The sequence below is a fragment of the Stenotrophomonas sp. YIM B13575 genome (assembly GCF_042787595.1).
Lineage (GTDB): Bacteria > Pseudomonadota > Gammaproteobacteria > Xanthomonadales > Xanthomonadaceae > Stenotrophomonas > Stenotrophomonas lactitubi_B.
Map to the genome: position 1 here is coordinate 1 of NZ_JBHZOP010000113.1, position 11,980 is coordinate 11,980.

An 11,980-nucleotide genomic window follows, 5' to 3' on the forward strand; every position below is an offset into this window, starting at 1 on the left:
TACAACCAAGAGCGCATCAGATTGAAATTGAAGGGCCTGAGCCCGGTACAGTACCGGGAACAGGCCCAAGCGGCCGTTTGACCCCACCGTCCAACTCTCGGGGGTCACTTCACCTTGGGGGCTCGATGGCGCCTTGCTCGTGTGCGCTTTCCTGCGCACACGGCAAGACCGGGGTTGGGCGTCCTGCCCAACCCGCCCGAGGGCATGCCTCGGGCCCATGGCGCCAACGGTCCTGCCTGCCCACACCGCCCCGCCTTCGACAGGTTTCCGCTGCTGTTGGTAGGTGTCGACCTTGGTCGACACGCAGATGCACGCCATGCGTGGATGAATCTGCATCGGAATCGAAGGATCGATATCTGATCGAAATGCAGCCGAGCATGGGCTCGGCGCTACAGAAAGCGGCCAGCCAACCGGCTTTTGCTTTTGCTCTTCTTTTTTCTTTTCCGTGGCTGATCGCCCCCGGAAACTGTCCGTGGCCGGGCGGGTAGGCTGCGCAGGGGCGTGAGCCGCATGGATGCGGCGACCGAGCTTACAGGGGTGAAGGCGCTTTGCTTGCGAAGCACTGCTTCGCAAGCGCCTGAACGCACAGCCGCCAGCGGCTGGGCCGGGCCCCGGAGGGGGACTTGCAGCGTCCCCTGCGCAGCCTACCCGCCCGGCCAACCCACAGCTGGCGCCTTCAGCGACGAGCCACGAGGGGCTGCGCCGTTCGCAGGAAACCCTCAGTCGTCCGCGGACACCGTGCGCCCCGACGCCCACTCCCGCAACGCCGCCACCTGCTCGGCCATCAACACCGACAGCGGCCGCGTCGTGCGGATCTCGCCCATCAGCAGCTCGGTATCCAGCGGCCGGCCTTCGGCATGCGCCGAATACAGCCCGGCCACGATCGCCTGCTCGATTTCCGCACCGGAAAACCCGTTGGCCGCCGCTGCCAGTGCCGGCAGCGCGAAGTCGTCGGCATTGAGCTGGCGTCGCCCCAGGTGCAGCCGCAGCAGTTCCACGCGCACATCGGCCGAGGGCAGGTCGACGAAGAAAATCTCGTCGAATCGGCCCTTGCGCAGCAGCTCGGCCGGCAGCTCGTGTACCTGGTTGGCGGTGGCCACGATGAACACCGGCGGCTTGCGCTCGGCCATCCAGGTCAGCAGGTAGCCGAGTACACGGCGCGACACGCCGCCATCCTCGCTGCCGGTGGCCAGGCCCTTCTCGATCTCATCCATCCACAGCACGCATGGCGCCAGCTGCTCGGCCGAGGCCAGTGCCTGGCGCAGGTTGGCTTCGGTCTCGCCGTGGTACTTGTTGTACAGCGCGCCCACGTCCAGGCGCAGCAGCGGCACGCCAAAACCGGCGGCGGTGGCCTTGGCCAGCATCGATTTGCCGCAGCCCTGCACGCCCAGCAGCAGCATGCCGCGCGGCGGGTCCAGCCCGGCCGGTGCCGAGCCGGCGATGAAGGCGACGCGACGCTGGTTGATCCAGCGCTTCAGCCGGTTGGCCCCGGCCACGTCGCCGAAGCGCGCGCTGTCGTGCTCGAAGAACAGGTGGCCGCTGCGGTTGAGCAGCTCGAACTTCAGCCGCGCCAACTGTGGCAGGTCGTCGTCGCGCAGCGCGCCATCGGCATAGATCAGCTGCCGCGCGATGCGCCGCGCATCGACCAGGCTCAGCCCCTGCAGGTTCTTCAGGATCTTCTTGACCGCCTCGCTGTCCACTTCCACCCGGCGCCCGCCGTGTTCGCGTGCATAGGCATCGGCTTCTTCGCGCAGCATCTTCAGCAGTGCGTTGGCGTCGGGCAGGCGCGGATTGAAGCGCACCGCCAGCGCTTCCAGTTCGGCCGGCAGCTCCACCTTGGCGCCGATCAGCACCAGCACGTGCGGTTCGCTGTGGCGGCGCTGGATCAGATCGCGCAGCGCACGCTGGTGGCTGGCATAGCCCAGGTAAGGGTGGAAATCGAGCAGCAGGTACACGCCGCGCTGGTCGGCCTGGCGGATCATCTGCAGTGCGGCGCTGGCGTCGGGCGGGCCCACAGGCTCGTCCTCGCGCTCCAGGTCGATGCGGCGCAGGCCCTCGGTGATCGACCAGCGGTGCAGGGCCCGCCAGACATGCATCAGCGTCTGCCGGAACAGCTCGACGATGCGACCCTCATCCTGGGTCTCGACCACGATCAACGGCGTGTTGGCGCGGATCAGCGCGCTCAGGTCCTGCAGTTCGCTCATGGCGGTTCGGTCCTTCGGGGGCGCCACGATAGCAAAGGCCGGGGGGCACGGGTTCAGCACGGCTCTACCTTCCGTCACCATCGGCGGTGTACGCTCGGGGCACGTACCCGGAAGCGAGGCTGGCATGAAGACGATCCTGGTGGCCGGTTCCAAAGGCGGGGTGGGCAAGTCCACCATCGCCACCCACCTGGCCGCGTACGCGGCATTGCAAGGCAAGGCCACGGTGATCGCCGATGCCGACCCGCAGGGCTCCAGCACGCGCTGGGCACAGCGCCGGGCCGGGCTGGAAAGCGCGGTGCTGCCGATCGACGTGTACCGTAAGAAGCAATGGGCGCAGAAGCTGCCCGACGGTACCGATACCGTGGTGATCGATGCACCGGCCGGCGCACTGGCCGACGATATCCCGCATTTCCTCGACGCTGCCGATGCCGTGGTGGTGCCGGTGCTGCCCTCGGCACTGGACATCGAAGCCATCGTCGGCTTCCTCAACAGCCTGGCCCAGGTACCCCGCGTGCACAGCCGCAAGCTGCCGGTCGGGCTGGTGCTGAACCGCACCAAGCCCTGGACCCAGACCTCGCAGCAGGCCCTGCAGATGCTGGCTGACTGGCCCTATCCGGTGGTCGCCCAGCTGCGCGACAGCCAGAGCTATGTGGTCATGACCGGCCTGGGTCGCAGTCTTTTCGATTACCGCTCCGCCCAGGTGCGCGAGCACCAGGCCGACTGGGAACCCCTGTTGTCCTGGCTGAAGCTGTAACAGCAGTAGGTCTCCATCCCTTTATTGGAATCCCGCAATGCGCGAACTGATCCTGCTCCGCCACGCCCACGCCGAACCGGCCACCACCGGCCAGGCCGACCTTGACCGGCCGTTGTCGCCGGTGGGCCTCGCCGAAGCCGAAGCCGCCGGCAAGTGGCTGAAGGAAAACAACCTGCTGCCCGATTGCGTGCTGTGTTCCCCCTCGCGGCGGACCCGCGAAACCCTGGAAGCGGTGATGACGGCCATCGGCTATGTCGAAAAGCGCCTGGAGGACCGCATCTACGAGGCTACCCCGGGCACCCTGGCGGCGCTGGTGGACGAGCGCCGTGACCTGGACCGGGTGTTGATCGTCGGCCACAACCCCGGGCTGGAGCAGCTGGTGGCGCTGATGACCGATGGCACCAGCAGTGATTACCGTGGCATGCCGCCGGGCGGCGTCGCCGTGCTCGGTTTCGCCCGCGAGGCAACGATCGAGCCGGGCGTGGCCAGCCTGAACGCCTTCTGGTGGCCGTGAGCCGATGAGGGTGGCGTTGCCGGGCCGCTGCCTGCTGCCGGTCGTTCTGGCGATCGGCCCGGCCTGGGCCGCCGCACCGCCACCGACCGCGCTGCCGGCGGTCGTGGCCGAGTCGCCGCGTACGCTGCAGCTGGATGTGGTGCGCTCGCAGATCGGTTTCGAAGTCCGCACCCGCTTCGGCCAGCGCATCGAGGGCGTGTTCCCGCGTTTCGAGGGGCGTATCGAGGTGCTGTCCGATGGCCGTCACCAGGTCCACCTGAAGATGTTCACCCGCACCGTGGAGATCCCCGGCAAGGACCGCTACACCGGCTGGATGCGCGGCCCGGAGTTCTTCGACGCCGGCCGTTACCCGTTCGTGGAGTTCGACTCGCTGCCGTACTGGCCGGAGACGGTCGCCGACGGAGGCGGCATCGACGGTCGGCTGACCCTGCGCGGCGTCAGCCATCCGGAGACACTCAAGGTCGAGAAAGCGGAATGTGCCCGACCCGGCTATGATTGCGACGTCGTCAGCCGCGGTACCGTGCAACGAGGCCGGTACGGCATGGACAGCTGGCAGCTTGCCTTGAGTGACCGAGTGACTTTCGTATTGCGTGCGCGCCTCAGCGAGGCGCCGAAACCGTGAATCCCTTGCTGCGTGTATTGGCGCTGGCAACCGTGTTGCTGGGCAGTGGCTGTGCGTCGCTGTCGCACACCCAACGTGATCGCGCCGAGGCGATCGCCGTACAGGCACGCTCGACCCAGGTGGATTGCCAGCAGGCCGACCGCTGCGCGCTGGATTCGCCCCTGCGGGCTTTGGCCGGCCGGGCGTTCAGCGAATCGACCCCGGACCAGCCGCGGCACTACGCCACCCTGCTGGACGAGGGCGAAGGTGCGCTGGTCGCGCGCCTGAACCTGCTGCGCAGCGCGACCCGCAGCATCGACCTGCAGACCTACATCTTCGACAAGGACGACAGCGCCCGCCTGGTCATCGACGAGCTGCTGGCGGCGTCGCGGCGCGGGGTGAAGGTGCGGCTGCTGATCGACCAGCTTTCGGCGATCTCCGACCTGCAGATCCTCGGCGCACTGGCCGGTGCCCACCAGAACTTCCAGCTGCGGGTCTACAACCCGACCTTCGGCAAGGCCCGGCTGAACTATTTCGACTACGCCGGCAGCGTGCTGTGCTGCTTCCGCCGCTTCAACCAGCGCATGCACAACAAGCTGCTGGTGGTCGACGATGCGATCGGCGTGGTCGGTGGGCGCAATTACCAGGACGACTATTACGACTGGGATCGCGAATACAACTTCCGTGACCGCGATGTGCTGATCGCCGGTCCTGAAGCGCGCGCGATGGCGGCCAACTTCGATGCCTTCTGGCGTGCGCAGCGCAGCGTGCCGGCCGAGCGCCTGAACGATGTCGGCCGTACCCTGCTCAAGCAGGGCGTGCCGCTGCTGCCGCCCGCGCAGTTCCGCAGGCCCGAACGGGTGGAGCGGGTCAGCGAGGAGGCCAACGATGTCGACTTCGTCACCCGCTCGTTCGTGGACACCGCCTTGCCGGTCGCCTCGGTGCGCTATGTGGCCGATCTGCCGCGCAAGCATCGCCGCGAGCGCGCCGACGCACCACTGGCCGGGCAGCACGTCACCGAGCCGCAGCTGGATGCACTGATCTCCAGTGCGCAGCACGAAGTGATCCTGCAGACGCCCTACCTGGTGCTGTCCAAGCCGGCACAGAAGCTGTTCCGCGAGCTGCGCAAGCGGCCGGAACCGCCGCGCGTGGTGGTGTCCAGCAACAGCCTGGCCGCCACCGACAACCCGATCGTGTATGCGCTGTCGTACAAGTACAAGCGCCGCAACATGCGCGAGCTGGGCTTCAACATCTTCGAATTCAAGCCGTTCCCGCTGGATGCCCCGGTCGACTACCGCAACCTGCTGCCCGACCCGATCGCAGCGCCGGGCAGCGATACCGGCCGCAATCCGCTGCTCGGTGGCAGCGCAGCGGGCAGCAATGCCGGTGGCGGCGGTGACGTGGTGGCTACTGCGGACGTGGATGACCCGCCGGCGCGGGTGATCCATCCGCGTACCGGCAGCGCCTATGAGAATGGTCGTGCGCGCCGGCGTGCCGCCGGCAGCGAAGTCGAGACCCGCCTGCTGCGTACCGAAACGCGCCCTTCGTTCCTGGGCAGCAAGGCGGTCAACAAACCGCTGCCGGTCACCCGCAAGGGCGCGCGCATGGGCCTGCATGCCAAGTCGCTGGTGGTCGACCGCCGCATCGGCGTGGTCGGTACCCACAACTTCGATCCGCGCAGCGAAAACTACAACACCGAAGGTGCGGTGATCATTGACGATCCGGCCTTCGCCGAGCAGCTGGCCCAGAGCATCCTGCGCGATACCCACCCGCAGAACTCCTGGACGGTGGCGCCGCGTGCCAAGCCGCCGGTCCTGTCCGGCCTGAACTACAGCGTCGGCAAGGCCTCCGAGGCACTGCCGATTCTCGACTTCTGGCCGTGGCGCTACGCCACCGACTACGAGTTCAAGCCGGGCCCGGACTGCCCGCAGCCACTGCCGCGGCAGAGCGCCGATTTCCACCGCTGCTATGTCGCGGTGGGCGACTTCCCCGAGGTCAACGTCGGGCCGAAGTGGCTGCTGGTGCGCATGCTGACCGCATTCGGCGCCGGCCTCGTCCCCATCCTCTGAAGGTAGCCGCATGACCCAGGTATTCCGCGAAGCCGTTTCCATCGAGCAGCTCAACGCACTCAGCCACAACACTGCCATCAGCACCCTGGGCATCGTCTTCAGTGCCGCTGGCGAGGACTGGCTGCAGGCGACCATGCCGGTGGATGAGCGCACCCGCCAGCCGTACGGCATCCTCCACGGCGGCGCCTCGGTGGTGCTGGCCGAAACCCTGGGCAGCAGCGCCGGCAACCTCTGCGTGGATACCGCCAAGCAGGTCTGCGTGGGCCTGGAGATCAACGCCAACCACGTGCGCGCCGTGCGTTCGGGGACGGTCACCGGCACCGCGCGCGCGGTGCACGTGGGCCGCAGCACCCAGCTGTGGGAAATCCGCATCGAGGACGAGCAGGGCCGGCTGGTCTGCATCTCGCGGCTGACCCTGGCCGTGGTGGCGGCCGGCCACGGTTGAGCCCTGGCGGCAGCAGTGACGGCGGCGGAACCCAGCGTTCCCCGCCGATGGCCGCCGTCAATGAGACTTATGGCCGAATTCGGCTGGCAGCGATGGCAGCCCTCCGGTATCGTGCGTGGATGACTTCCCCCACTCCGGCCCCCCGCGGCGGCGTGGCGCGTGTGTGCCGTTACCTGTACCGCGTACCGCTGCTGTTGGTCCACATCACCGTGTTCCTGCCGCTGATCCTGATCGGCATGCTTCCGCCATGGGGCGAGCTGCGCGTGGGCGACGATACCTTCGGCGCCAAGGTGGTGAACTGGTGGCAGGGCGGGCTGATGTGGATCTTCGGCTTCCGCCTGTCGCGTATCGGCCAGCCGCTGCCGGGCGCGGTGCTGTTCGTCGCCAACCATGTCAGCTGGGTCGATATCTCCATCCTGCACAGCCAGCGCATGATGGGCTTTGTCGCCAAGCGCGAGATCGCCAGCTGGCCGGTGGTCGGTTGGCTCGCCGCGCGCGGCCAGACCATTTTCCACCAGCGTGGCAACACCGAATCACTCGGTGGGGTGATGCAGGTGATGGCCGACCGCCTGCGCGCCGGCAAGGCCGTGGGCGTGTTCCCGGAAGGACGTACCCGCGGCGGCCACGACGTTGGCCCGTTCCATGCACGCATCTTCCAGGCGGCAGTCGAAACCAGCGTGCCGGTGCAGCCGGTGGCGCTGGTCTATGGCGTGCGCGGGGATGCACAGACCATCGTGGCCTTCGGCCCGGGCGAGAGTTTCTTCGCCAATTTCCTGCGCCTGCTCGGTGAGCCGGCGCGGCATACCGAAGTGCATTTCCTGGAGCCGATCGGCACCCAGGACCTGGAAGGCCGTCGGCGCATCGCGGAAACCTCGCGCGCGCGCATCGTGGCGGCCATGAGCGGGGATTGAGGCCAGGGTGGCCGTGTTTCCGCCACCGACCCTCGACGCTGATGCGCCGATGCTCACCGCGTCCGACTATCAGCCGCCGCGCTGGCTGCGCAATCCGCACCTGCAGTCGATGCTCAGCTCCAGCCGCATGCGCCTGCAACGCGGCCTGCTGCTGCTGGCCGCCACCGGCGCGGTCAGCGAGGAGCTGATCCTCGATGGTGGCGAGGGCGTGCGCCTGCAGGGCTGGCACAGCCATGTCGAAGGGCGCGAACCGCGCGGCATCGCCCTGTTGCTGCACGGCTGGGAAGGCAGCGCCGAATCCAGCTACATGCGCATGGCCGCTGCCCGCATGCTGGAGCAGGGGTTCGACGTGGTGCGGCTGAACTTCCGCGACCACGGCAATACCCATCACCTCAATCCCGGCATCTTCCACTCCAATCTCATCGACGAAGTGGTGCATGCCGCAGGCGATGTCGCCCAGCGCTGGCCCGATCTGCCGCTGGTTGCGGCGGGCTATTCGCTGGGTGGCAACTTCGTGCTGCGGCTGGCGCTGCGCGCGCCGGCCGCCGGTGTGCCGCTGCAGCACGTGGCTGCCGTCTGCCCGGTGCTGGACCCGGGGCTGACCATGGAGAACATCGAGAACGGCCCGGCGATGTACGACTGGTACTTCCGCCGCAAGTGGGCCGGTTCGCTGCGTCGCAAGCGCGATCTGTTCCCCGAACTGAGCGATTGCGACGACCGCGTGCTGAACATGGACATCCGTTCGCTGACCGCCTGGCTGGTCGAACGGCACACCACGTTTGGTTCGCTGCAGGCCTATTTCGATGGTTATTCCATCGCCGGCGACCGCCTGTCCACGCTGCAGGTGCCCGCTGACATCCTGATGGCGCAGGACGATCCGGTGATCCCCTACGCGACCTTCCGCGATTGGCAGCTGCCGCAGCAGGCGCGGCTGGAAACCGCCTGCTGGGGCGGCCACTGTGGCTTCCTGGAAAACTGGCGCGGCGATGGGTTCTCCGAACGCTGGGTCGCGCAGCGCCTGCGGCGCGTCCTGGCGGGCTGAACCGGCACCGGCGCGCGGCCCGCTACAATGCGGGTTTGACCTTGAACCGGACGGCCATGCAAGACCAGATCCTCCAAGCGTTGCGCCAGAACGATGCCGGCCAGGCCGTGCAGCTGGCCCAGGCGTGGACCCGTGACGAACCCGGCAAGGCCGAGGCCCACCGCTGGCTGGCGCTTGCGCTGCAGCAGCAGGGCCAGGCCGAGGCCGCGATGGAGGCGTTGCAGCAGGCGCTGCAGCTGGCTCCCGATGATGCGCAGCTGCACCTGCAACACGCCGGCCTGCTGCTGGCACTGCGCCAGTTCGACGGCGCCGATGAAGCCCTGCTGCGCACCACCGGGCTGGACCCCAACGCCTTCCCGGCCTACCTGATGCAGGCGCACCTGGCGGTGGGCCGCAACGACTTCGACGAGGCCCAGCGGCTGTCGACCTTGGCCTCGCGGCTGGAGCCGGACCATCCGGAACTGCTGACCATCGATGGCATGGTTGCGCTGCGCCGTGGCGATGCCGACCGCGCGCTGGCCCTGCTGTCGGCGGCCAGCCAGGCGCTGCCGGACGATACCCGCGTGCTGTACGCACTGGGCTTTGCCTATCTGGGCAAGGACATGCTGGCGTTCGCCGAGCAGGCATTCCGTCGCGTGCTGGCGTTGAACCCGAAGATGTCCTCGCTGCACGGCATGGTGGTGCAGCTGGCCTTGCGCCAGGGCAACGTCGAGGCCGCCGCCGAGGCAATGCAGCAGGCGCTGCAGCAGCCGGAGCTGGACGTGCCGCCGATGCGCCGCCTGGCCGGTGAACTGGCACTGCGCAGTGGCCAGCCGCTGCAGGCGCTGGAGCACCTGCTGCCGCTGCTGGAATCGCTGCAGGGTGATCGCCAGGTGCTGCAGCTGCTGCTGATGTCCTGGCAGCGCCTGGGCCGCGAAGATGAAGCCCGCGCACGTCTGGATGACGCGCTGGAAAGCAATGACCAGCTGCATGACCTGTGGCTGGCACGACTGGCCGTGGAAGACGTCGGCAGTGCCGGCGCCGTGGCCGTCGTGGAGCGCTGGATGGCAGCGATGCCCAGCCACCTGCCGGCGCTGGAAGCGCGCATGCGCCTGCATGACATGGCCGGCGAGCACGAGCAGGGCGAAGCCATCGCCGAGCGCATCACCACCCTGGAACCGGGCCGCGTCAGCGGTGAAAGCCGTCGCGTCGAGGGTCTGCTGCAGCGTGACCCGGCCGCCGCCGTGGAGCGTGTGCAGGCCTTGATCGCACAGGCACCGGAGGGACACCGCGCCGACCTGCGCACCTGGCTGGGCGAAATCCAGGATCGCGCCGGGCAGCCGGAAGAAGCGCTGCGTACGTGGATGGCGCTGCAGACCGACCAGGCCTCGCAACGGCTGCCGCTGCCGCCGCAGGCCAAGGCACCGCCGAGCTGGCCGGAGATGGCCAGCATCGACGAAGCGACGCGCGACAGTGGCTCGGCACCGATCTTCCTGTGGGGCGCCCCGGGTTCGGGCGTGGAGCGGGTGGCAACCGGCCTGGCGGCTGCCAGCCCGGTACTGCGCAGTGATCGTTACACCGCCAATCCACCCGACGATGCCTTCCAGAACTACAACACGCTGCAGGACCTGGCGTCGGGCGTGCTGAGCCCGGAACGCCTGGTCGAGCGCTGGCGCGAACACCTGCCGGCGCGCGGCCTGGAAAGCGACACCGTGATCGACTGGCTGCTGTGGTGGGACAACGCGCTGTTGTGGGCATTGCGCCCGCAGCTGCCGCAGGGTCGCCTGCTGCTGGTGCTGCGCGACCCGCGCGACATGCTGCTGGACTGGATCGCCTATGGCGCCGCTGCACCGCTGGCGATGACCTCGATGGCCGAAGCCAGCCAGTGGCTGGTGCGTTCGCTGACCCAGATCGCCGCGCTGCACGAGGAGGACCTGTATCCGCACGTGCTGCTGCGCATCGACGACATCGGCAACGATGCACATGCGATGGCCGACCTGCTGGGCCGCGTGTTCGGACGTCCGATGCCGCCGGCTGCACAGCTGGGTGCACCGCGTCTGCCCGCCGGCCACTGGCGCGGGTATCGCGACGTGATGGGCGCTGCTTTCGCCCAGCTCACCCCGGTCGCGGTGCGATTGGGTTACCCGGAAGAGTGAGGAGCATCAGATGCAACTGAGCAGTCACAGCCTGGTCAACGGTGCGCCGATCGACCGTGAGTTCGCCGCTGGCGATGCCAACGGCTTCGCCCCCGACCGCAACCCGCACCTGGCCTGGAGCGGCGCGCCCGACGGCACCCGTTCGTTCCTGCTGGTGTGCGTGGACCCGGACGTACCGACGGTGCCGGAGACAGTCGGCCGCGATGACATGCGCGTGCCGCGCGATCAGCCGCGCTGCGATTTCGTGCATTGGGTGATGGCCGACATCCCGGCCTCGGTGCAGGAAATTGCCGCGGGCAGCTGCAGCGACGGCTTCGTGGTGAAGGGCAAGACCGCGCCGGCCGGCCCGGCCGGCAGCCGCCAGGGCCTGAACGATTTCACCGGCTGGTTCGCCGGCAATCCGGACATGGCCGGTGACTACCTGGGCTACGACGGCCCGTACCCGCCGTTCAACGACGAGCGCGTGCACCGCTACTTCTTCCGCGTGTTCGCGCTGGATGTGGCCACGCTGCAGCTGCCCGAGCGCTTCACCGCCGCAGATGCGTTCCGTGCCATGCACGGCCACGTACTGGCCGAAGCGGCGTTGCACGGCACCTACACGTTGAACCCGGCGTTGGCCTGAGCGGGCAATGTGCTTCTGTAGAGCCGAGCCCGTGCTCGGCTGCTTTTCCCGATAGACAGCAGCCGAGCATGGGCTCGGCTCTACAACGCACAACGAAGAAGGGCGACCTCGCGGCCGCCCTTTTCATTTCGCAGGCAGCGGCGCGGGTTTGAACACCAGCACTTCGCCCTTGGCATTGCGCACGACCAATGCGCCGGTGTCGTCCAACGCGAGGGTCGGTGCGGTATCGCGACCGTGAAGCAGCGTTTCGGCTCGCCGTTCCTGCGCATCCACCTTGGGATTGATGCACAGCGCGGTGGTCTGGATGCCGTTCTCCAGGATCAGCCGGTCGTCCTGCAGGTGGTAATGACTGCTGGCCTGGTTGCACAGGTTCAACTCGCTCATGTAGCCGGGCTGGAAGCGCAGGGTGTACGGCGCACGGCCCCTTACGAACAACGCGTCGATGCGCTTGCCCTGCGCGTCGGTGGCGCGTGCGAGCTGCCACAGATGGGCTTCAAGCTGGTCGGTGGTGGGTGTGCTGGCGGCGTATGCACTGCTGCCACTACCGATGGCCAGCAAAGCCAGTGCGAGCATGTACGTCCGTTTCATGCCGATCTCCCTGATGCATGTGGGTAGTGCCGGCCGCTGGCCGGCATGTTCCGTATGTCGCCGGAGCGGTGTGCAGCAACCGGCCAGCGGCCGGC

At 68.1% G+C, this 11,980-nt stretch carries 12 protein-coding genes; 10 read left to right on the top strand and 2 right to left on the bottom strand.

Annotated features, from left to right (window positions below; genetic code table 11):
• Positions 1-81: IS3 family transposase (locus ACFX4F_RS16835; RefSeq protein WP_380657315.1), on the top strand; the 81-nt coding region annotated here is incomplete at its 5' end.
• Between the two features lie 638 nt (positions 82-719).
• Here ACFX4F_RS16835 and ACFX4F_RS16840 read toward each other — a convergent pair.
• The gene (locus ACFX4F_RS16840) at positions 720-2,204 is read right to left on the bottom strand and encodes an AAA family ATPase (RefSeq protein ID WP_380657304.1); all 1,485 of its coding nucleotides are present in this window, start codon (positions 2,202-2,204) and stop codon (positions 720-722) included.
• Positions 2,205-2,328: 124 nt separating this feature from the next.
• Here ACFX4F_RS16840 and ACFX4F_RS16845 point away from each other — a divergent pair, with 124 nt between their 5' ends.
• The 9 genes from ACFX4F_RS16845 to ACFX4F_RS16885 all read left to right on the top strand — a co-directional run bounded on the left by ACFX4F_RS16845 (position 2,329) and on the right by ACFX4F_RS16885 (position 11,297).
• Positions 2,329-2,958 (top strand): ParA family protein, encoded by a 630-nt coding sequence (locus tag ACFX4F_RS16845; protein ID WP_099819504.1) that lies wholly within the window; start codon positions 2,329-2,331, stop codon positions 2,956-2,958.
• 37 nt (positions 2,959-2,995) lie between these two features.
• The gene (locus ACFX4F_RS16850) at positions 2,996-3,472 is read left to right on the top strand and encodes a histidine phosphatase family protein (protein WP_099819505.1); all 477 of its coding nucleotides are present in this window, start codon (positions 2,996-2,998) and stop codon (positions 3,470-3,472) included.
• A 4-nt stretch (positions 3,473-3,476) separates the two neighbouring features.
• Positions 3,477-4,094: a YceI family protein gene (locus ACFX4F_RS16855; RefSeq protein ID WP_230110684.1), complete on the top strand. Its 618-nt coding sequence runs from the start codon at positions 3,477-3,479 to the stop codon at positions 4,092-4,094.
• On the top strand, positions 4,091-6,142 hold the full coding sequence (locus tag ACFX4F_RS16860; RefSeq protein ID WP_380657308.1) for a phospholipase D family protein: 2,052 nt from the start codon (positions 4,091-4,093) through the stop codon (positions 6,140-6,142). Before ACFX4F_RS16855 ends, ACFX4F_RS16860 begins: the two co-directional genes overlap by 4 nt.
• Before the next feature lie 10 nt (positions 6,143-6,152).
• Positions 6,153-6,587, top strand: a complete 435-nt coding sequence (locus tag ACFX4F_RS16865) for a hotdog fold thioesterase (protein WP_099819508.1) — start codon at positions 6,153-6,155, stop codon at positions 6,585-6,587.
• Between the two features lie 119 nt (positions 6,588-6,706).
• Positions 6,707-7,498 (top strand): lysophospholipid acyltransferase family protein, encoded by a 792-nt coding sequence (locus tag ACFX4F_RS16870; protein ID WP_380657310.1) that lies wholly within the window; start codon positions 6,707-6,709, stop codon positions 7,496-7,498.
• Positions 7,499-7,505: 7 nt separating this feature from the next.
• On the top strand, positions 7,506-8,540 hold the full coding sequence (locus ACFX4F_RS16875; RefSeq protein ID WP_099819510.1) for a YheT family hydrolase: 1,035 nt from the start codon (positions 7,506-7,508) through the stop codon (positions 8,538-8,540).
• Positions 8,541-8,596: 56 nt separating this feature from the next.
• The gene (locus ACFX4F_RS16880; RefSeq protein WP_380657312.1) at positions 8,597-10,675 is read left to right on the top strand and encodes a tetratricopeptide repeat protein; all 2,079 of its coding nucleotides are present in this window, start codon (positions 8,597-8,599) and stop codon (positions 10,673-10,675) included.
• Between the two features lie 10 nt (positions 10,676-10,685).
• Positions 10,686-11,297, top strand: coding sequence for a YbhB/YbcL family Raf kinase inhibitor-like protein (locus ACFX4F_RS16885; RefSeq protein ID WP_099819512.1), 612 nt, complete (start codon positions 10,686-10,688; stop codon positions 11,295-11,297).
• Positions 11,298-11,420: 123 nt separating this feature from the next.
• Here the strand turns inward: ACFX4F_RS16885 and ACFX4F_RS16890 are convergent, their stop codons facing one another.
• Positions 11,421-11,885 carry an META domain-containing protein gene (locus ACFX4F_RS16890; protein ID WP_099819513.1) on the bottom strand — a complete coding sequence of 155 codons (465 nt, stop codon included), beginning with the start codon at positions 11,883-11,885 and terminating at the stop codon, positions 11,421-11,423.
• Positions 11,886-11,980 lie beyond the last annotated feature (95 nt).